Here is a 20,084-nt window from a genome sequence, read left to right on the forward strand (position 1 = left end):
TCCTCAGAGTTGGGGAGCGGCGGCGCGAGGCCCGTCGCTCTTGTCGATGAAGTAATGGACAGTCGTGTCGGCGAGCGGGCTCGTGCCGGCGATCAGCTCCGCCAGGTGGACGCCGATCTCGGTGCCGTCGATCCAGCGCTCGTCATCGATGCCGGCACGCTGGCGCGCCCGGGTGCGGACGACGCCGAGGATCACCTCGTAGACGCGGGCGCCCCGCCCCTGCATCTCGGCCGCGATCGTGCGCGTCATCGACTTCGTCGCAGCCGCGGTGAGGGCGACACCGCCCGCCCCGGGAAACGGGAGGTCGGCGCTCATTCCGTTGAGCTGTACGAGGGCGCCGTTCGCGGTGAGGGTCGGATACAGGGCTCGGTAGGCGCGGAAGACGGCGGTCTGGTTCTCGGCGACGAGCACGTCCCACTCGGCATCGGTCAGCGCGAGCAGCGGCTTGCGACCCTGCTCGCCCCACGAGGCGATCGTCACGATGACTCCGTCGAGCGGACCGTAACGTTCGGAGATGTCGCGCACGTCGTCCGCGAACCCGCCGGACAACGCGTCGAGAGCCTCGACGTGGAGCCGGGGGTCGTCGAGACGCTCGGCGAACGCCTGCGCACGGCCGGGGTTGCGGCTGGTGGCGATGACGGAGGCGCCCTGAGCGAGCAGCGTCCGTACGACGCCCTCGCCGACCCCGCCGGCCCCTCCGACAACGAGCACGGTGCGCCCGGTCAGATCGGCGGCGGCGGCGAGGGCCCAGTCAGGGCGCAGGGGGAGAGTCATGGTGATCCTTTTCGGCAAGGGGAACCGCGTCTGGATGGATTGCTGACGCGTCAGAAACCTTAACATCATGCTGACGCGTCAGTATTCCCCTAGGGTGGGAATAGCGAACCCTGCCGGTTGTTGTATTCAGCGGCATAGATTTCGCCTTCAACGCTCGACGGTGCGCGTGACCTCCTCGTTCCAGAGAAAGAGCATCCCGTGAGCATCGACACCCCGACCCGCGCAGCTCAGACGAGCACGCCCATCCTCCCCGCGCTTGCCGAGCGGTGGAGCCCGCGCTCCTTCGCCGCCGACGCGCCGATCGACGAGCAGAAGCTCGCCGCCGCCATCGAGGCCGCCCGGTGGTCGGCGTCAGCCGCGAACTCTCAGCCGTGGCGGTTCATCGTCGCGCGCCGTGGGTCCACGGCTTTCACGCAGATCGCGGCCACCCTGGCACCGGGCAACCTGGCATGGGCCGCGTCGGCGGGCGCCCTCGTCGTCGGCGCATACGAAATCGCCGGCCCCGACGGGACCCCGAGGCCGTGGGCGCAGTACGACCTCGGTCAGGCGATGGCGCATTTCGCCGTGCAGGCTCACGCCAGTGGACTCCACGTGCACACGATGGGCGGGTTCGACGCGGATGCTGTGTCCGCCGCCTTCGATCTGCCCTCGGGCGTTCGTCCTCTTACGGTGACGGCGGTCGGCACGGTCGCACCCGCCCACCTGCTCGGTGACGAGCGCCTCATCGCCCGCGAGACCGCGCCGCGGGTTCGGCGTCCGCTCGAGGAGATCGTGCTGATCGACGACTGACCGCCTGACGCGGAGCCGTGCAACGCCCGGGCCGTACCGGAGGCGACGGGTGCAAGGCAAGCGTGTCGGGCGGCGGGGAAACCCCGCCTAACCTGGGAGGACACCGCACCCAGGAGGCCTTGCCGTGAGCACCGACGGAACCGACGACCGCGAGACGCCTCCAGCCGGCGGCTACCCGCCCCCGCCGCCGCCGCCCGTGCCGCAGCATCCGGTCGCCCCGCCGGCGGCGCACCCGGCGCAGCCCGGCCCGGTGTCGCAACCGCCTCTGCCGTCCCCGGGCCCGGGCTCGGCGCCCTACCCCGGCCAGGCGCCCTACGCTGCGCAGCCGCCGTATGCCGGGCCATATGCCGGTGGCGGCGGTCAGCCGCCCTACCCCTACGCGCCGCAGCCTGCTCCTGCGCAGGGCCCTCGCAAGGGTCTCGGTACGGGGGCCATTGTCGGCATCGTCGCCGGAGCGATCCTTCTCGCCGCCGTCGTGGTCGGGGTGTTGATCGCCGTGGTGAGCAACCTGGGCAACCGTCCGACGGCGGGCAGTGGCGACCCCGACACGCCGACATCGACCCCGGCCGGTGTCGTGCGCGGATATCTTGAAGCGCTCGCCGCGTCCGATGCCGAGACGGCGCTCTCCTTCATCAGCGACCCGCCCGCCGCCTCGCCCTTCCTCACCGACGCTGCCCTCGAAACATCGAATGCGCTCGGACCGATCACGGACATCGAGGTGACCGAACCCGAGGACGCCGACTTCTCCATCACCGTCAGCGCGACCTACTCGGTCGGGACCGAGGTCGTCACGGCCGAATACTCGGTGAACGAGTACGACACCGAGGGGGAGTGGAGCATGACGGCCGGCACCGCCGACCTGATGCTGACCAGCAGCCGTTTCGCGGGGTTGGACATGACCCTCAACGGTGAGCCCCTCGACTCGGACACGGTCGCCGTCTTCCCGGGCACCTACGAACTCGCCACCACCACCCCGAACTTCGAGGTGACGGGGGAGACGATCGTCACGGTGCGGGAGCCCTTCGACTATCCCAGCCTCAGCGACGTGCAGGCGAGCCTGACCGAGGAGGGAGCGCAGCTGTTCCGCACCACGGTTCAGGATGCCGTGGCCGTGTGCCTCGCTTCGAAGACCCTCACCGCGGGATGCGGACTCGAACTCCCCGAGGTGCTCGACGACGGCGCCCGGCTGATCGACGGCACCCTCACGCGCTCGCTCGGTGCCGAAGCGCAGGCGACCCTGGAGTCGCTGGCGCCCCAGGAGAGCTTCAGCGACCCGCTCGTCGTCCGCGGCGACTTCATCGGTTCGGTCGGCGTCACCGCCGAAGTCGAGCAGAACGGTCAACGCGGAACGGGCGAGCTGCTGTTCGCCCCCAGCCTCGGGGCACCGGTCGTGGACTTCACCTCGGGCACTCCGGTGGTGCGCTGGGACTGACCTCGCGCTGCATCCCGCCGGGGGAACGTAGAATCTCGTGTGCCCAATCCCCCCTCCGACGCCACTCCGCCGAGCGGCATCGAGCCCGCCGACCTCGCGGTGACCCTGGGTGTGCTCGCCCGGATGGCGCAGGTCGACGAGACCCACCCCGATTACATCGCCGTCCGCCGTGCGACCGCCGCGATGTTCAAAGCAGTCAAGAAGGAACGGCGCCGCGAGATCCGCGAAGCGATCGCCACGGCTGATCGCGGCGTGATCGCGGCCACGGCGACGGGAGCCGCAGACCGCATCGACGACGAGACCCGTGGCATCCCGATCAGCACCTCGACCACGGCGCCCATCGCGGGCACGCTGTTGAAGGCTCGCGGATGCTACATCTGCAAACAGCCCTACACGGTGGTCGACGCGTTCTACCACCAGCTGTGCCCCGAGTGCGCGGCCATGAGCCACGCGAAGCGCGACGCCCGCACCGACCTCACCGGTCGGCGGGCGCTGCTGACCGGCGGCCGGGCGAAGATCGGGCTGTACATCGCGCTGCGCCTCCTCCGTGACGGTGCGCACACCACGATCACCACCCGTTTCCCGCGCGACGCGGTGCGTCGCTTCCGCCGGCTGCCCGACTCGGACGAATGGATCCACCGGCTCAAGATCGTGGGCATCGACCTGCGAGACCCCGCCCAGGTCATCGGCCTGGCCGACGATGTCGCAGCGGCAGGCCCCCTCGACATCCTGATCAACAACGCCACCCAGACCGTACGGCGCTCGACCGGCGCATATCAGCCGCTCGTCGACGCCGAGCTCGCGCCCCTGCCGGACGGCCCGTTGCCTGAGCTCGTGACCTTCGGCCACACGAACGACCAGCATCCCCAGGCCCTCGAACGTTCCGTGGCAGCGCACCCGGTGCTCGCCGCCGCTGCCTCCCGTGCCGACGAACTGACCGAGCAGGCACTCACGGCCGGTTCCAGCTCGCTCGAACGGCTGGCTGCGGGCACCGCGATCGACGCGGGCGGCTTACTGCCCGACCTGCACGACGTGAACTCGTGGACCCAGCGCGTGGACGAGGTCGACCCGCTCGAGATGCTCGAGGTGCAGCTCGCGAACACCACGGCGCCCTTCCTGTTGATCTCGCGCCTGCGCGCCTCGCTCGCCGCGAGCGAGGCCCACCGCACCTACATCGTCAACGTGAGTGCGATGGAGGGGGTGTTCGGCCGCGGCTACAAAGGACCGGGCCACCCCCACACCAACATGGCCAAAGCGGCGGTGAACATGCTCACCCGCACCAGCGCGCGGGAGATGTTCGAGACCGACCGCATCCTCATGACGAGTGTCGACACCGGGTGGATCACCGACGAACGGCCCCACCCCACGAAGGTGCGCCTCGCGGAGGAGGGCTTCCACGCTCCCCTCGACCTGGTCGACGGGGCGGCCCGCGTCTACGACCCGATCGTGCGCGGCGAGGCCGGCGAAGACCTCTTCGGGGTGTTCCTCAAGGACTACGCGCCCGGCGCATGGTGAAGCTGCCCGCCCCGGGAGCACGCGTGGTGGTGCGCTATCTCTTGCCTTCGGGGCAGGCGACCGACGCGCTGGGTGGACTCCTCAGCGCCGATGCGTCGACGGTGGTCGTCGACGGCAAGCGCGGGGTGGAGCGCATCGCGGTTGCCGCCATCATCGCGGCGAAGGAAGTGCCGCCGCCCCCCGCGCCGCGAAACCGCCTCACCCGGCCGCCCGGCGCACCAGACGCGTGACCTCCGCTTCGACGGCGGGCGACCAGCCGGCGACCGCGAACGCGGTCGGCCAGAAGTCGCCGTCGTCGAGGGCTGCCGCCTCCTGGAATCCCAGCGTCGAGTACCGGGTCTTGAACCGCGCCTTGTCCTGGTAGAACAGCACCACCTTGCCGTCCCTCGCGTACCCGGGTGAGCCGTAGAACGTCTTCGGCACGAGGTGCGGCGCTGTCGCGCGGACGATGTCGTGCACGTGGCGGGCGATCGTACGGTCGTCCTCGGCCATCTTCTCGATCGCGGCGAGCACGGCCTTCTCCGCCTCGGCACCCTTGAGGGCTGCCTTGTTCTCCCGGGCGCGCTCGCGCATGGCGGCGCGCTCCTCAGCGGTGAACGCGGACTTCTTCGTCGATTCGACCATGGTTGCTCCTCTGTGCGGGTGGTCCGTGCATCCCACGGTAGGGCGCAGCATCCCACCCCCGCTTCTCCGATCGTGACCGGATCACCCGCCTGGCCGCCCCCATTCCCGCCCGCCCGGCCGGCACAACTTCGGAGGAACTCGGCCCTTCACCGCCCCGGGGGCTCGGAATCCCGGCGTGTCGGGGGAAACCTCCGAAGTTGTGCTGGAGCGGAGGGGCGCGGATGCGAGGGTGCGTCGGGCGCTCATCCTTCGCGGCGTGTGCCATCCCGCCGACCTCGGCGCACAACTTCGAAGGAACTCGCCCCTTCACCGCCCCGGGGGCTCGGAATCCCGGCGTGTCGGGGGAAACCTCCGAAGTTGTGCTGGAGCGGAGGGGCGCGGATGCGAGGGTGCGTCGGGCGCTCATCCTTCGCGGCGTGTGCCATCCCGCCGACCTCGGCGCACAACTTCGAAGGAACTCGCCCCTTCACCGCCCCGGGGGCTCGGAATCCCGGCGTGTCGGGGGAAACCTCCGAAGTTGTGCTGGAGCGGAGGGGCGCGGATGCGAGGGTGCGTCGGGCGCTCATCCTTCGCGGCGTGTGCCATCCCGCCGACCTCGGCGCACAACTTCGGAGGAACTCGCCCCTTCACCGCCCCGGGGGCTCGGAATCCCGGCGTGTCGGGGGAAACCTCCGAAGTTGTGCTGGAGACGGCGGCGCGGCGGCCACCCGTAGAACGCCCGCCGAGCCCCCGTCCTCGTTGGCAGGCATCGGTCGACATCTGACTCGAAGCACCTCGTTCGAGCGCGCGCCCGCGCAGTACCGTGGCGAACATGCCCGATCCTGCTTCGCCGTCCCGCCCGCGCATCATCGACCTGAGCCACCCCATCCGGGTGGGCCTGGTCACCTACCCGGGGCTTCCGGCGCCCGTCATCACCCCGCACCTCACCCGGGAGGCATCTCGCGCGAAGTACGCCCCCGGCACCGAGTTCGCGATGGACATCATCACCCTCATCGGCAACACGGGCACCTACCTGGACTCGCCGTTCCACCGCTACGGCGAAGGCGACGACCTGGCGGCGCTCGACCTCGCGACGCTCGTGGGCCTGCGGGCAGAAGTGTTCCACGTGGAACGAACAGCGGATGCTGCGGACCGCGGCATCCGTCAGGAGGAGCTCGCAGGCCGCGACCTGCGCGGTGCGGCCGTGCTGCTGCACACGGGCTGGGACCGCTTCTTCGCCACCGCGGCCTACGGGAACGGCGCACCCTTCCTCACCGAGGCGGCGACGCGATGGCTGATCGACGAGGGCGTCGTACTCGTCGGCATCGACTCGCTCAACATCGACGACACCGAGTCGGGCGGCGAGCGGCCCGTCCACTCCCTCCTGTTGGCAGCCGGGATCCACGTCGTGGAGCACCTCACCCATCTCGAAGACGTCCCGACCCAGGGTGCGCGATTCACCGCCGCACCGCCCGCCATCGAGGGGTTCGGCACCTTCCCCGTGCGCGCCTTCGTCGAACTGCCGGCGTGAGCGGGGCCGGCACCAGGTGACGGGAGCCGCGAAATCGGCGAAGATGCACGGGTGAGCGACGACCCGACGAGACCCACGACGAGCCGTCGTCCGGCCGGCGAGACGGTGTGGGCGGTGCTGCGGTTGATCCTGGCCGCCCTGATCATCGCGGCGGTGATCGCGCAGGGCGCGGTCAGCATCGGCGGCGCAGCCGCGCAGGGACGTGACACCGCGACGACCGCGGTCAACTTCTTCAGCTTCTTCACCATCCTCTCCAACCTGGCGGCAGCGGCCGTGCTGCTCTGGGCGACCGTCCGGTGGGTCTCCGGGCGGGCACCCCGGACCGACGGGGTGGCGTTCGCGACCACGCTCGCCGCGGTGACGACGTACATGATCGTCACCGGGATCGTCTACAACACGCTGCTCCGCAACATCCCGCTCCCGCAGGGATCGACGGTCCCGTGGTCGAACGAAGTCCTCCACCTCGTCGCTCCGCTGTTCCTGCTGCTCGACGTCTTCCTCGGCCCCGGCCGCCGTGCCCTGCGCTGGCGCGCCATCGGTCAGACGCTCATCTTCCCGATCGCGTGGGTGGCCTACACGCTGATCCGCGGGCCCCTCACCACCGATCCCTCCGGATCCCCCGACTGGTGGTACCCGTATCCGTTCCTGAACCCCAACACGCTCCCCGGCGGATACCCCGCCGTCGCCGCCTACGTCGCGGGGATCGCCGTGGTGATCGCGCTGGTGGCGACCGGGGTCGTGGCCGTCAGCCGACGGCGCGGTGCGCACGTCGACGCGGGGGTGTCTCGCCGGCGAGGCATCCGGCCGGGGGCGTGAAACCGCGCCCGTAGACTGAGGGCATCGCCTCCGCTTCCCCGGGATCCACCGTGACCTCTGCAGCATCCGCCCGCACCTTCGAGGTGCGGCACCTTCAACTCGCCCGCGCGGCGCTCGCCGCCGTGGCGGCCCTCATGGTGACCTTTTCCCCGGATCACTCCGCCACCGTGGGCCTCGCCGTGTTCAGCGGTTTCGCCCTCGCCACCGCCTTGGTGCTCGCCCTCTCCGCCTGGCTGGTCTTCCCGCGGGGTGCGCGCTGGCCCGTCGTGGTGCTGTCGATCCTCGGGTTCGCTGCCGCGTTCGCGGCGAACATCCCGGTATGGCGCAGCACGACCGGATTCTTCGTGATCGTGATCATCTGGGCGTTCAGCACCGGGGCGATCGAGGTACTCGCGGCCGTGCGGGCTCGGGCCACCGCGGAGCGCCGGGTCGACCGCGACGGCCTGACCGTGGGCGTGCTCACGCTGGTGCTCGGTTCCGCACTGCTCGTCATCCGCCCCGATTACGCCCTCGAGTACTTCATCGACGACGCCAACCGTTCCTTCGTCCTGACCGGCATCACCATCGCTGTCGGTGTCTTCGGCGGTTATGCCGCCATCGTCGCCGTGTTCTTGGGGATCGCGGGTTTCTCCCCGCGCCGCGACGCGGTGGCGGCTCGTACCGAAGGGAGGGCGGCAGCATGACCGAACGTCCCACTCGCCGTGACCTCATGAAGCCCGTCCAGCTCCTGGGCATCGCGTTCGTCTCGGCGTTGTTCGCCGGCATCGTCACGCTGGTGTCGATGGGCTTCTTCCAGGCCAAGCCCGGCGATCAGATCGCCCGAGCCCTGGTGACCGCCGCCGTCGTCGCCGGTATCGCCTTCATCGTTGTGCTCGTCGTCGTGGCGCTGCTGCTGCTCGCCGTCGATCCGGTGCAGGTCACCAAGACGATCGACCGCCCGGTGCTGCTGCCCGACGAGGACGACGGCTCGGCGCCCGACGACACCGCGCCCGGGGCGACCCCGAAACCACGGCACTGAGGCGTCAGAGCCAGTCGACGACCGCGGAGGCGAGGCCGACGTAGGTCGCCGGAGTCAGCGCCAGAAGGCGGTCGCGGGCGGCGTCGCCGATGTCCAGACCTCGCACGAACTCGGCCAATTCGGCAGCGCCGACCCGCCTACCGCGGGTGAGGTCCTTCAGCATCGCGTAGGGATCGGTGATCTGCGAACGGCCGGCGGCGATCTCCGCGCGCACCACCGTCTGGATCGCTTCGGCGAGTACTTCCCAGTTGGCGTCGAGGTCGGCCAGCAGCACGTCGGGAGCGAGCGACACCGCCCCGAGGCCGCGTTGCAGGTTGTCCAGCGCGAGGAGGGAGTGCCCGAACGCGACACCGATGTTGCGCTGCGTGGTCGAGTCGGTGAGATCGCGCTGCAACCGTGAGGTGACCAGCGTCTGGGCGAGCGTGGCGAAGAGTCCGCCGGAGATCTCGAGGTTCGCCTCGGCGTTCTCGAAACGGATCGGGTTGATCTTGTGCGGCATCGTGGAGGAACCGGTCGCTCCCGCCACCGGGATCTGCGCGAAGTACCCCAGCGAGATGTACGTCCACATATCGGTGGCGAGGTTGTGCAGGATGCCGCCGGCGTGCCGAGCGCGGTCGTACAGCTCGACCTGCCAGTCGTGGGATTCGATCTGGGTCGTCACGGGGTTCGCGCCGATACCCAGCGACTCGAGGAACGCCGTCGTCAGAGCCGGCCAGTCGACGTCGGGGTCGGCGGCCACGTGCGCCGACCAGGTGCCGGTGGCACCGGAGAATTTGGCGAGGTAATCGGATGCTTCCAGCTGCCGCGCGACGCGGCGCAGACGCCAGGCGAAGACACCCAGCTCCTTACCCATCGTCGTCGGGGTGGCGGGCTGACCGTGGGTGCGCGCGAGCATAGGGGCATCACGGTGCTCCGCGGCCATCGCCGTGAGGGTGTCGATGACCGCGTACAGCTTCGGCAGCCAGACGCGGGTCACGGCGCGCTGCACCGTGAGCGCGTACGCGGCGGAGTTGATGTCTTCGCTCGTGCAGGCGAAGTGCGTGAGCTCGGCGATCGCGTCGAGTCCGAGCGTCTCGAGCCGATCGCGCACGAGGTATTCGACGGCCTTCACATCGTGGCGGGTGATGGCCTCGCGCTCGGCCAACCAATCGATCTCGGCCTGGCCGAAGTCGAGGTACAGCGCGCGGAGGCGGCGCTGATCGGCATCGCCGAGCGGCGCCGTGCCGAAGAGGGAGCGATCGGTGAGGGCGATCAGCCACTCGACCTCGACCTCGACGCGCGCACGGTTGAGACCCGCCTCGGAGAGGTAGTCGGCGAGAGGCGCGACGGCGGACTGATAGCGGCCGTCGAGGGGGCTGAGCGGCTGCGGGGGGAGAGAAGGCACGGAGGCTCCCGGAGGTCGAGCGATCAGACCGCGGAGCGGATCGCGGGTTCGAGCTGGCGGAACAGGGCTCTGCTCGCGCCCTCGATCATACCGAGCACCTCATCGAACATCGCGGGCCCGCCGTAGTAGGGGTCGGGCACGTCCATCGTCTTGGCCGCCGAGTCGAACGACATCAGGAGTGAGATCTTGTCGGCGTCGGTCTCGCTGCCGGCCCAGCCGCGGAGGATCCGTTCGTGGCTGTGGTCCAGGGCGACGACGAGATCGCTCCGACCGAAGTCGGCGGCCACGAACTGGCGCGCGCGGTGACGGGTGCCGTCGTAGCCGCGCCCCTCGAGGGCCTCGAGCGTGCGGTGATCGGCGCGCTCGCCGACGTGCCAGTCGCCTGTCCCGGCGCTCGTCGACGCGATCCGGTCGGCGAGCCCGGCCCGCTCGATCATGGAGCGGAAGACCACGTCGGCCATGGGGGAGCGGCAGATATTTCCGCTGCAGACGAAGACGACGCGGAACGGCTCGGCGTCGCTTTCACTCACCCACCCATTCTGGGGTACCGACCGCTCCTGCACAGGTCGCATTTCGCATCGCGTCTCCCCTGATCGCGCACGCCGCCCTCGCAGCGGCGAGGGGCCGGAGCACTGTCGAAGGATGTTCCCCGGTGTCCCCGTTCCTCTTGGAACCGTCCAGGCCATGGCGGCGCTCGATGACGCGACCCGGCTGGTGCGGAGTCTGCGCGATGATCTCGACGACCTCCGCTCGCGCACCTCGACCCTCGCGGCCGACGCCGACTGGCACGCTCCCTCGGCGCGCGCCTTCGGCGATCGCGCCGCACGGTGGCACGCTCTGCTGCTGGCGGCGCAGGCCCGAGCCGACGACACGGTCGACGCCCTCGCCCGCGCTCGCGCCGACCTGCTCGCCCGGGCATGGACGGCCGCGCCGTGAGCGACCTCGTGATCCGCGGCGGCAGCGTCGTGGAGGTGGACACCGCAGCGCTGCGCGACGTCGCACGACGGCTACGAGCGATCGCGACCGAGCTGAACGGCCTCCGCGCGCACGCCGCTGCGGCCGTCGAGGCGGCCGCCCGTGCATCCGCGACGAACGCGACGGCGATGCTGGAGGCGACCCTCCTTCGCTCGGCCGTCGAGACCGCAGAGCGCGAGGCGGAGGATCTCGCCGACCGGGTGGCGAGCGCTGCAACCTTGTACGAGACCGTGGAGTTGCTCATCTCTCGCGCCACGGCCGCAGGAGACGTAGGGCGTCTCGCCGGAATCGACGCCCGGCTGCTCCGTCTCACGGCGGAGGATCCCCTCCTGGTCGCGGCGGCCCTGCGCGCGCTCGCCGGAGCCCCCACCGGCCACGACGAGCTGTACCGCCAAGCCCGCACGGCCCTGCAGCCGTTCCCCGTCATCGCCCCGCCCTGGCTCGTCTTCCCTATGGCTTTCGGCACGGTGGATCTCCTCCGCCTCGGCCCGGTCGCAGCGAACGCCCGGCTCACCGGGGGCGACGTGCCGGTCGAGGTGCGGGCCACAGCATCCGCCCCCGTCGCAGCTCCGAAGAACCTCGCCGAGGCGGCGGCGCGCATCCCCACCGGCGAAGCGCGCATCAGGGTGGAGCGGCTGACGATGCCCGACGGCTCGCGGCAGTTCGCGGTCTACGTCGCGGGCACCCGGTCGGGCGGGGCGAACGAGCCGTTCGACATGGACTCGAACGTGCAGTTGTACAGCGGGGTGCGCAGCGCCTCGTACGCGGCCGTGCTCACCGCGCTGCGCGATGCCGGGGCGAAACCGGGCGATGTGTTGCACGGATTCGGTCACTCCCAGGGCGGGATGATCCTGGAACGGCTCGCACTGGAGGGCACCTACGACACCCGCACGCTGGTGTCGTTCGGGTCCCCCGTGCAGGCGGATGTGGGCTCCGACACCCTGAGCGTCTCGGTGCGGCACACCGACGACCCGGTCATCGCCCTGCAATCCGGCGGCCATGCGGGGGCGGTCGGCGCGCCGGGGAGCTTCGTCGTCGAGCGGGTGGCCGACCCGGCGGTCGGTCTCGGTGACCTGCACCTTCCCGCTCATCACCTCAGCGAGTACACCGAGACGGCCCAACAGATCGATGCCTCCACCGACCCGCGCGTGCGCGCGCTCCGTGAGGTGTTCGACGAGTGGCAGCAGGTCGACACCGTCGACGCCACCGATTACGTGGCGACCCGCGTCAGTCCTTCTCGCGACGGCTCGGGCGAAGGATGATGCCGAAGATCCAGTTGATGACACCGATGATCACCGCGGCCACGACCGCCCACCAGAAGCTGTCGACGCGCAGGCCCCAGTCCCAGAAGCCGGTGATCCATGCGGTCAACCAGAGCAGGAAGGCGTTGATGATGAGCGAGATCAGACCGAGGGTGAGGATGTAGAGAGGGAAGGCGAGCACCTTGATGACCGTGCCGATTACGGTGTTCACCAGCGCGAAGATCGCTCCCACCAGCAGCAGGGTGAGCGCCACCTGCAGCCACTCGCCCGGGGCGAAGGGGAGAAGTCGCACCTGCAGCACGGGGAGCAGCGTCACGACCCAGATCGCGAAGGCGTTCACAACGACGCGCACCAGGAACCTCATGAGGCGAGTCTGGCACGCCACGGACCGTCACCGCGAGGCTCGCACCGCGCTCCGGCGCCCGCCGATGAACGGGGCTCGGCGCGTGGTCGCGCCTAGACTCGGGGCGTGGCAGACGACATTCCCGTGCGCATCCGCCCTGAGATCGCCGCCCTCCCGCCCTACCGGCAGGGGAAGCCCGCGGGCGAAGACGGGTTCAAGCTCTCGAGCAACGAGAACCCCTTCGATCCCCTCCCCGGGGTGATCGAGGCGATGTCCGAGGCCAACGCCGTCAATCGGTATCCGGATGCTTCCGCCCGGCGCCTGCGGGAACGCCTCGCCGCGCGGTACGGCGTCGAGCCCGACGAGGTGCACATCGGCGCGGGGAGCGTCTCGATCCTCTCCCAGCTCATCCTCGCCGCCGCCGGTCCCGGCGACGAGGTCGTCTACGCCTGGCGCTCGTTCGAGGCCTACCCGGGCCTGGTGCGCGTCGCCGGCGCGACCCCGATTGAGGTGCCGCTGACGGCCGATGCCCGCCACGACCTCCCCGCGATGGCCGCACGGGTGAACGAGCGCACCCGCGTGATCATCGTCTGCAGCCCGAACAACCCCACCGGAACGGTCGTGGGCCACGACGAGTTCGCCGCCTTCCTCGATACCGTGCCGAGCGACGTGCTGGTCATCCTCGACGAGGCCTACGCCGAGTTCGTCACCCAGTCCGGCGCCGTCGACGGACTGCGCGTGCTGGGCCTCCTCGGCCGGCCGAACGTCGTCGCCCTCCGCACCTTCTCGAAGGCGTTCGGACTCGCGGGACTGCGCATCGGCTACGCGATCGGACACCGCCGCGTGCTGGACGCCGCTCGCTCCACGGCGATCCCTCTCGCCGTCACCGGCCAGGCCGAATCGGCCGCGCTCGCGAGCCTTGCGGCGGAATCCGCTCTCCTCGAGCGCGTGCGCCAGCTCGCGAACCGGCGGGATCGGATCGTGGCCGGGCTCCGCGAGTCGGGATGGCGGGTACCCGAGGCGCAGGGCAACTTCGTGTGGCTCCCCACCGGGGCGGAGACGAGCGAGCTGGCGGAGGCCTTCGACAGCGAGGGTCTCATCGTGCGTTCCTTCCCCGGGGACGGCATCCGCATCTCGGTGGGAGAGGAGGAGTCTGTGGACAAAGTCCTACGGATCGCAGCATCCGTTGTGCAGGCTCTCCCAGAGGGTCACTCCGCTCGCGGGTTAGCGTAGGAACCGTGACCGTCCCCGAAGTCGCTGTCCCCGCCGTCGAGGTGTCCGCCGAGGTCGCGCCCACGACCGATGCGTCCGCCGATGTGATGCCTGTCGGGGGGCCCGAGTTCGTGCAGATTCTCGCCGCCGACGGATCGATCACCCCGACGCCCGCCGCAGAACGCTACGTCGGCGTCATCAACGCCCTGCCCGAGGCCGAACTCGAGCAGTTCTACCGCGACATGGTCAGCATCCGCGCCTTCGACCGTCAGGCCACACTGCTGCAGCGGCAGGGCCAGCTCGCCCTCTGGCCGCCGAGCTGGGGGCAGGAGGCTGCCCAGGTCGGCTCGGCCCGGGCCGCCCGCGCGCAGGATCACCTGTTCCCCTCGTACCGAGAGCACGTCGTCGCGCGCATCCGCGGCGTCGATCCCGTCGACATCATCCGGCTGATGCGGGGGCTCACCCACGGCGGGTGGAATCCCTACGACCCGAAGAACGGCAACACCCATCTCTACACGCTCGTGCTCGGCGCCCAGACGCTGCATGCGACCGGGCTGGCGATGGGACTCGTCTTCGACGGCAAGAGCGGCACCGGCGATCCCGAGCGCGACGAGGCCGTCATCGTCTACTACGGCGACGGCGCGTCGAGCCAGGGCGACGTGCACGAGTCGATGGTCTACGCCGCAAGCTTCGCGGCGCCCGAGGTCTTCTTCCTGCAGAACAACCAGTGGGCGATCTCGGTGCCGGTCGCCACGCAGTCGCGTACCCCGCTCGTGCGCCGCGGTGAGGGCTACGGCATGCCCAGCGTGCAGGTCGACGGCAACGACGTCCTCGCGAGCTACGCCGTCACGCGCGTCGCACTCGACGAGGCACGCGGCGGCGCGGGTCCGCGCGCGATCGAGGCCATGACCTACCGCATGGGCGCACACACCACGAGCGATGACCCCACCAAGTACCGCACCTCCAAGGAGGAGCAGTCGTGGGGCCGCCGCGACCCGATCGCGCGCATGCGCGCCTACCTCGAGGGCCGAGGGGCGTCGCAGTCGTTCTTCGACGACGCCGAGGCCGAAGCTCAGGCGGTCGCCGACGACGCTCGCACGCGCACCAACGAGCTGGGAAGCCTCGACCCCGACCAGATCTTCACGAACGTCTACTCCGCCCCGCACCCGCTCGTCGAAGAGGAACGCCGCTGGTTCCACGACTACGAGGCATCGCTCGACGGAGGCGCATCATGACCGCGGAGATGGCGCTCGCCAAGGCGATCAACGCCGGGCTGCGTCGCTCGCTCGAAGAGAACGACCGCGTCCTGCTCATGGGCGAGGACATCGGCCCGCTCGGCGGTGTCTTCCGCGTCACCGAGGGCCTGCAGGCCGACTTCGGCCCGCGCCGGGTCATCGACACCCCGCTCGCCGAGTCCGGCATCGTCGGTACCGCGATCGGACTCGCGATGGGCGGCTTCCGGCCGGTGTGCGAGATCCAGTTCGAGGGCTTCGTCTTCCCCGCCTTCAACCAGATCACGAGCCAGCTCGCGAAGCTCACCTACCGTCACGAAGGCGCCCTGCAGATGCCCGTCGTGATCCGCATCCCCTACGGCGGGCACATCGGCGCGATCGAGCACCACCAGGAGAGCCCCGAGACCTACTTCACGCACACCGCCGGTCTGCGCGTCGTGAGCCCGTCGACCCCGAACGACGGCTACTGGATGATCCAGGAGGCCATCGCGTCCCCCGACCCGGTGATCTTCCTCGAGCCGAAGAGCCGCTATTGGCCCAAGGGCGAGGTCGACACCGAGGCGCCCGCCCTGGAACTGCACGCCAGTCGCGTCGTGCGCCGCGGCACGGATGTCACCCTCGTCGGTCACGGCGCCATGGTCGCCACCCTCCTCCAGGCCGCCGCGCTCGCCGAGAGCGAGGGCACCAGCGTCGAGGTCATCGACCTGCGCTCGCTGTCTCCGGTCGACTACGGTCCCATCCTCGACTCGGTGCGCCGCACCGGCCGCATGGTCTACGCGCAGGAGGCCCCCGGCTTCGTGAGCCTGGGCAGCGAGATCGCCGCCACGGTCACCGAGCGGGCGTTCTACTCCCTGGAGGCACCCGTCATCCGCGTCTCCGGGTACGACACCCCGTTCCCGGCGGCCAACGTCGAGGCCAAGTACCTGCCCGACGCCGACCGCATCCTCGAGGCCGTCGATCGCGCCCTCGCCTACTGAGTCCTCGAAAGGACATCGGATGAGCACCCAGACCTTCCTCCTCCCGGACGTCGGTGAAGGCCTCACCGAGGCCGAGATCGTCTCGTGGCACGTCTCTCCGGGGGATACCGTCGCCGTCGACGACGTGCTCGTCGAGATCGAAACGGCCAAGTCGCTCGTCGAGCTTCCGTCGCCGTTCGCCGGCACGGTCGGCGAACTGCTCGCCTCCGAGGGCGACACCGTCGAGGTCGGCGCGGCCATCATCACGATCGGTGGCGGCGTTGCGGCCGCTCCCGCGGCGGCTCCGGCAGTTCCCGCAGCGGAGGAGCCAGGGGGAGCGGTGCTCGTCGGCTACGGCAGCGCCGGCCAGGTCTCTTCGCGCCGCCGGAACACCCGCCCGGCCGAACGAGCCGAGGCGGGCCCTGCAGCATCCGTCGGCATCATCGCGAAGCCCCCGATCCGCAAGCTCGCCCGCGACCTCGGGGTCGAGCTCGCCTCGGTCACCCCCACCGGTCCTTCCGGCGAGGTCACCCGCGACGACGTGGTCAAGCAGGCGTCGCAGGCGAGCGTCTTCCGCAACATCGAGACCCCGGCGTGGGGCGAGGTGCGGGAAGAGACCTTCCCGGTGACGCCCGAGCCGGAGGAGATGGCGGATGCTGCGGCGCAGCCCGCCGCCGCACGCCCCGACGCTGCTCCCCAGCCGGCGCCGGCGCAGGACGGTCGCGAAGAGTCGATCCCGGTGCGCGGTGTGCGCAAGGCCGTCGCCTCCGGCATGGTGCGGACCGCCTACTCCGCCCCTCACGTGTCGGTCTGGACCGACGTCGACGCCTCGCGCACGATGGAGCTGGTCAAGCGACTCAAGGCCTCCCCTGATTTCGCCGACATCAAGGTGTCGCCGCTGCTCATCATGGCGCGCGCGGTGATCTGGGCCGTGCGGCGGACGCCGATGGTCAACGCTGCCTGGATCGACGGCGACGACGGCGCGCAGATCCGCGTGCACCACTACGTGAACCTCGGTATCGCCGCCGCCACGCCGCGCGGCCTGCTGGTGCCGAACATCAAGGACGCGCAGGACATGAGCCTGCGCGAACTCGCCCGCGCACTCGAGAAGCTCACGCTGACGGCGCGCGAGGGCAAGTCGACACCGGCCGACCAGCAGAACGGCACGATCACCATCACGAACATCGGCGTGTTCGGTATGGACGCCGGCACCCCGATCATCAACGGCGGCGAGGCCGGGATCGTCGCCCTCGGCACGATCCGCCAGAAGCCCTGGGTCGTGGACGGCGAGGTGCGCCCCCGCTGGGTGACCACCGTGGCCGGATCCTTCGACCACCGGGTGATCGACGGTGACGGCATGAGCCGGTTCATCGCCGACGTGGCCTCGATCCTCGAGGAACCCGCGCTGCTTCTCGACTGAGCCGCCGCGAGGCCGTTCGACGCGATGGCCGGTGTCGAGTTGAGAACGATTATCAGTAGCGTTACAGTGGGGAGCGTGACCCCCACTCGACTCGCCTCCGCCGCTGCCCTCGCCGCAGCCTCCGTCCTCGTTCTCGCCGGCTGCGCCGGGGCTTCCGCCTCGAGCGACGACGGGCGCCTGCAGGTTCTCGCCTCGACGAACGTGTACGGCCAGATCGTGCAGGAGATCGGCGGCGACGCAGTCGACGTCACCTCGCTCATCACCTCGGGCGCGCAGGACCCGCACTCCTTCGAGCCCAGCGCGCAGGACCAGCTGGCCGTCAGCAACGCCGACCTGATCGTGGAGAACGGCGGCGGCTACGACAGCTTCGTCGAGTCCCTCGTCTCGGCATCCGGCACCGACGCCCCGGTAATCACGGCCGCCGAGTATTCGCACGACTGGCCGGGCAATGCCGGCCACGCCGAGGACAGCACCGAAGCGCCCGTCGACGAAGCTCCCAGCGACGAGCCGGAGCACTCGGACGACGACGGCCACGACCACATCGAGGGCTTCAACGAGCACGTCTGGTACGACCCGCACACGGTCGAGCACGTGGCCGAGGCCATCGCCGACGAGCTGTCTTCGCTCGCCCCCGACGACGCCGCGACCTTCTCATCGAACCTCGACGCCTTCACCGGGCAGATCGGCTCACTCGAGTCGTCGCTGACGCAGATCGAGGAGACGGATGCGGGGGCGTCGATCTTCGTCACCGAGCCGGTGCCGTTGTACCTGACCGGTGCCGCCGGTCTTGTGAACGTCACGCCCGAGGCGTTCAGCGAGGCGGTCGAGGAGGGCCAGGACGTTCCGCCGGCCACCCTGCTCGAGGCGCTCGGCCTGCTCGAATCGGGCGAGGTGCGCGTGGTCATCGTGAACGCGCAGACCGGGGGAGCCGAGACCACCCAGATCGTCGACACGGCGGAAGGCCGCGGCATCCCCGTGCTCGAGTTCGCGGAGACCCTCCCCGAGGGACAGACTTACATCTCGTGGATGAACGACAACGTCGCCCAGCTCGCGGCGGCCCTGGCGGAGTGACCGACCCGTCGCCCCTGCGCATCCACGACGCCTCGCTGCGTCGCGGTGACCGGGAGCTGTGGAGCGGGCTGGATCTCGACGTCGCGCCCGGGGAGTTCATCGCCGTCCTCGGACCGAGCGGCTCGGGCAAGACCACACTGCTGCGCGCCATCCTCGGACTCGAACGGTTGAGTTCGGGCAGCATCGAAGCGCTCGGCACCCCGGTGCGCCGGCGGGGCAACCGGCGGATCGGCTACATCCCGCAGCAGCGGCCCCTGGCGCCCGAGACCGCGCTGCGAGGGCGCGACCTCATCGGCCTGGGTGTCGACGGGCACCGCTTCGGTTTGCCGATCCCCCGCAAGGGCGACCGCGACCGGGTGGCCGAGTTGGTGCGCGCGGTCGGCGCCGAGCAGTACGCCGATCGCCCCGTGGGCGAGCTGTCGGGCGGCGAGCAGCAGCGCCTCCGAGTGGGTCAGGCCCTGGCGGACGACCCGAAGCTCCTGCTGTGCGATGAGCCCCTCACCAGTCTCGACCTCGCCAACCAGCAGGGCGTCGTGCGGCTGATCGATCAGCACCGCCGCCGCACGGGCGCGGCCGTACTGTTCGTGACGCACGACATCAACCCGGTGCTCGAGCACGTCGACCGCATCCTCTACATCGCACACGGCCGCTTCATGCTGGGTGCCCCCGACGAGGTCCTCGACTCCGCGGTGCTGAGCGATCTGTACGGCGCCCCGGTCTATGTGCTGCGCGCCGGCGACCGGTTGGTCGTCGTGGGAGCGCCCGATGCCGATGACGCGCACCATCACCACCACGACGAGGAGGGCCACAAGTGAACTGGCCCGACATCTCGGATGCTCTCTTCGGCGGCCTCCCGGTCTACGGCGAGATCCTCGCGCTCGTCAGCAACTCGGTGCTCGCGGGAGCGGTGCTCGGTCTCGTCGGCGGCCTGATCGGGGTCTTCGTCATGCAGCGCGACATGGCCTTCGCCGTCCACGGGATCAGCGAACTGTCGTTCGCGGGAGCGGCCGCGGCTCTGCTCATCGGTGCCGACGTCGTGACCGGGTCGATCATCGGGTCACTCATCGCCGCCGCGCTCATCGGTTGGCTCGGTGCGCGCGCCCGTGACCGCAATTCGATCATCGGGGTGCTCATGCCGTTCGGCCTCGGCCTCGGCATCCTGTTCCTCTCCCTCTACGACGGGCGCAGCGCCAACCGTTTCAGCCTGCTCACCGGGCAGATCGTCTCGGTGCAGAGCGGTCAGCTGGGCTGGCTCGTCGCCCTCAGCTCGATCGCGTTGCTCGCCCTGCTGCTCATCTGGCGGCCGCTGCGGTTCGATTCGCTCGACCCGCAGTCCGCGGCCGCTCGCGGCGTGCCGACGACCGGGGTGTCGCTGGCGTTCATGCTGCTGCTGGGCCTCGTGGTCGCCGTCGCGGTTCACATCATCGGCGCCCTCCTGGTGATGGCGCTGCTCGTCACTCCGGCGGCCGCCGCGATGCGCGTCGCCACCGGACCGGTGTCGGTGCCCGTTCTCGCCGCCGTCTTCGGCTTCGTCTCGGCCGTCGGCGGCATCCTGCTCGCGATCGCGGGCACCCTGCCGGTGAGCCCGTACATCACGACCGTGTCGTTCCTGATCTACCTGGTGTGCCGCATTATCGGCGCCCGCCGCGGCCGCGTGACCCGCACCCCTGCCGCGTGACCGGGCGCGCCGGGATGCTGCTCGCCTGTCACGTTGTGTGGGTGGGACCCGCACGTTGTGACAGGGGAGCAGG

Annotated in this window: 22 protein-coding genes; 17 read left to right on the forward strand and 5 right to left on the reverse strand. The window is 70.4% G+C overall.

Features of this window, described 5'->3' with window-relative positions; translation table 11 throughout:
• Positions 1-3: 3 nt before the first annotated feature.
• Positions 4-774, reverse strand: coding sequence for an SDR family NAD(P)-dependent oxidoreductase (locus ACFXP5_RS10215; RefSeq protein WP_394544540.1), 771 nt, complete (start codon positions 772-774; stop codon positions 4-6).
• A gap of 198 nt (positions 775-972) precedes the next feature.
• Between ACFXP5_RS10215 and ACFXP5_RS10220 the strand changes: the two genes are divergently transcribed.
• From ACFXP5_RS10220 to ACFXP5_RS10235, 4 genes are all read left to right on the forward strand, one after another.
• Positions 973-1,563 carry a nitroreductase family protein gene (locus ACFXP5_RS10220; protein ID WP_394544541.1) on the forward strand — a complete coding sequence of 197 codons (591 nt, stop codon included), beginning with the start codon at positions 973-975 and terminating at the stop codon, positions 1,561-1,563.
• Positions 1,564-1,687: 124 nt separating this feature from the next.
• The gene (locus ACFXP5_RS10225) at positions 1,688-2,995 is read left to right on the forward strand and encodes a hypothetical protein (RefSeq protein WP_394544542.1); all 1,308 of its coding nucleotides are present in this window, start codon (positions 1,688-1,690) and stop codon (positions 2,993-2,995) included.
• 39 nt (positions 2,996-3,034) lie between these two features.
• Positions 3,035-4,510, forward strand: coding sequence for an SDR family NAD(P)-dependent oxidoreductase (locus ACFXP5_RS10230; protein WP_394528168.1), 1,476 nt, complete (start codon positions 3,035-3,037; stop codon positions 4,508-4,510).
• A complete protein-coding gene (locus tag ACFXP5_RS10235; RefSeq protein ID WP_394544543.1) occupies positions 4,504-4,740 on the forward strand; it encodes a putative acetyltransferase in 237 nt (78 codons plus the stop codon). Before ACFXP5_RS10230 ends, ACFXP5_RS10235 begins: the two co-directional genes overlap by 7 nt.
• Here the strand turns inward: ACFXP5_RS10235 and ACFXP5_RS10240 are convergent.
• Positions 4,709-5,134, reverse strand: a complete 426-nt coding sequence (locus ACFXP5_RS10240; protein ID WP_394544544.1) for a DUF1801 domain-containing protein — start codon at positions 5,132-5,134, stop codon at positions 4,709-4,711. The genes ACFXP5_RS10235 and ACFXP5_RS10240 overlap by 32 nt on opposite strands.
• A gap of 811 nt (positions 5,135-5,945) precedes the next feature.
• Between ACFXP5_RS10240 and ACFXP5_RS10245 the strand changes: the two genes are divergently transcribed.
• From ACFXP5_RS10245 to ACFXP5_RS10260, 4 genes are read left to right on the forward strand one after another with little or no spacing between them, the layout of a single operon-like run.
• Positions 5,946-6,644, forward strand: a complete 699-nt coding sequence (locus tag ACFXP5_RS10245) for a cyclase family protein (protein WP_394544545.1) — start codon at positions 5,946-5,948, stop codon at positions 6,642-6,644.
• Positions 6,645-6,695: 51 nt separating this feature from the next.
• Entirely contained in the window at positions 6,696-7,460 is a 765-nt protein-coding gene (locus ACFXP5_RS10250) for a Pr6Pr family membrane protein (protein ID WP_394528172.1), read from the forward strand.
• Between the two features lie 50 nt (positions 7,461-7,510).
• Entirely contained in the window at positions 7,511-8,143 is a 633-nt protein-coding gene (locus ACFXP5_RS10255) for an acyl-CoA synthetase (protein ID WP_394544546.1), read from the forward strand.
• On the forward strand, positions 8,140-8,478 hold the full coding sequence (locus ACFXP5_RS10260) for an amino acid transporter (protein WP_394528174.1): 339 nt from the start codon (positions 8,140-8,142) through the stop codon (positions 8,476-8,478). Before ACFXP5_RS10255 ends, ACFXP5_RS10260 begins: the two co-directional genes overlap by 4 nt.
• Positions 8,479-8,482: 4 nt before the next feature.
• Here the strand turns inward: ACFXP5_RS10260 and purB are convergent, their stop codons facing one another.
• Together purB and ACFXP5_RS10270 are read right to left on the reverse strand one after the other, a co-directional pair.
• On the reverse strand, positions 8,483-9,862 hold the full coding sequence (purB, locus tag ACFXP5_RS10265) for an adenylosuccinate lyase (RefSeq protein ID WP_394544547.1): 1,380 nt from the start codon (positions 9,860-9,862) through the stop codon (positions 8,483-8,485).
• Between the two features lie 23 nt (positions 9,863-9,885).
• On the reverse strand, positions 9,886-10,392 hold the full coding sequence (locus tag ACFXP5_RS10270; protein ID WP_394528176.1) for a low molecular weight protein-tyrosine-phosphatase: 507 nt from the start codon (positions 10,390-10,392) through the stop codon (positions 9,886-9,888).
• A gap of 154 nt (positions 10,393-10,546) precedes the next feature.
• Between ACFXP5_RS10270 and ACFXP5_RS10275 the strand changes: the two genes are divergently transcribed.
• Positions 10,547-10,798 (forward strand): hypothetical protein, encoded by a 252-nt coding sequence (locus ACFXP5_RS10275; RefSeq protein WP_394528177.1) that lies wholly within the window; start codon positions 10,547-10,549, stop codon positions 10,796-10,798.
• On the forward strand, positions 10,795-12,099 hold the full coding sequence (locus ACFXP5_RS10280; RefSeq protein WP_394544548.1) for a hypothetical protein: 1,305 nt from the start codon (positions 10,795-10,797) through the stop codon (positions 12,097-12,099). The genes ACFXP5_RS10275 and ACFXP5_RS10280 overlap by 4 nt, the downstream gene beginning before the upstream one ends.
• Here the strand turns inward: ACFXP5_RS10280 and ACFXP5_RS10285 are convergent.
• Positions 12,065-12,463: a phage holin family protein gene (locus ACFXP5_RS10285; RefSeq protein ID WP_394528179.1), complete on the reverse strand. Its 399-nt coding sequence runs from the start codon at positions 12,461-12,463 to the stop codon at positions 12,065-12,067. The two genes, ACFXP5_RS10280 and ACFXP5_RS10285, sit on opposite strands and share 35 nt — an antisense overlap.
• 105 nt (positions 12,464-12,568) lie before the next feature.
• Between ACFXP5_RS10285 and ACFXP5_RS10290 the strand changes: the two genes are divergently transcribed.
• The 7 genes from ACFXP5_RS10290 to ACFXP5_RS10320 all read left to right on the forward strand — a co-directional run bounded on the left by ACFXP5_RS10290 (position 12,569) and on the right by ACFXP5_RS10320 (position 20,011).
• On the forward strand, positions 12,569-13,675 hold the full coding sequence (locus ACFXP5_RS10290) for a histidinol-phosphate transaminase (RefSeq protein ID WP_394544549.1): 1,107 nt from the start codon (positions 12,569-12,571) through the stop codon (positions 13,673-13,675).
• Between the two features lie 86 nt (positions 13,676-13,761).
• On the forward strand, positions 13,762-14,889 hold the full coding sequence (locus ACFXP5_RS10295) for a thiamine pyrophosphate-dependent dehydrogenase E1 component subunit alpha (RefSeq protein WP_394544822.1): 1,128 nt from the start codon (positions 13,762-13,764) through the stop codon (positions 14,887-14,889).
• Positions 14,886-15,863 (forward strand): alpha-ketoacid dehydrogenase subunit beta, encoded by a 978-nt coding sequence (locus ACFXP5_RS10300; RefSeq protein WP_394528181.1) that lies wholly within the window; start codon positions 14,886-14,888, stop codon positions 15,861-15,863. Before ACFXP5_RS10295 ends, ACFXP5_RS10300 begins: the two co-directional genes overlap by 4 nt.
• A 19-nt stretch (positions 15,864-15,882) precedes the next feature.
• Entirely contained in the window at positions 15,883-17,262 is a 1,380-nt protein-coding gene (locus ACFXP5_RS10305) for a dihydrolipoamide acetyltransferase family protein (RefSeq protein ID WP_394544550.1), read from the forward strand.
• Positions 17,263-17,337: 75 nt separating this feature from the next.
• The gene (locus ACFXP5_RS10310) at positions 17,338-18,333 is read left to right on the forward strand and encodes a metal ABC transporter solute-binding protein, Zn/Mn family (protein WP_394544551.1); all 996 of its coding nucleotides are present in this window, start codon (positions 17,338-17,340) and stop codon (positions 18,331-18,333) included.
• Entirely contained in the window at positions 18,330-19,148 is an 819-nt protein-coding gene (locus ACFXP5_RS10315; RefSeq protein WP_394544553.1) for a metal ABC transporter ATP-binding protein, read from the forward strand. The genes ACFXP5_RS10310 and ACFXP5_RS10315 overlap by 4 nt, the downstream gene beginning before the upstream one ends.
• On the forward strand, positions 19,145-20,011 hold the full coding sequence (locus ACFXP5_RS10320; protein ID WP_394544554.1) for a metal ABC transporter permease: 867 nt from the start codon (positions 19,145-19,147) through the stop codon (positions 20,009-20,011). The genes ACFXP5_RS10315 and ACFXP5_RS10320 overlap by 4 nt, the downstream gene beginning before the upstream one ends.
• Positions 20,012-20,084 lie beyond the last annotated feature (73 nt).

The organism is Microbacterium hanjuni (assembly GCF_043556395.1).
Classification (GTDB): Bacteria; Actinomycetota; Actinomycetes; order Actinomycetales; family Microbacteriaceae; genus Microbacterium.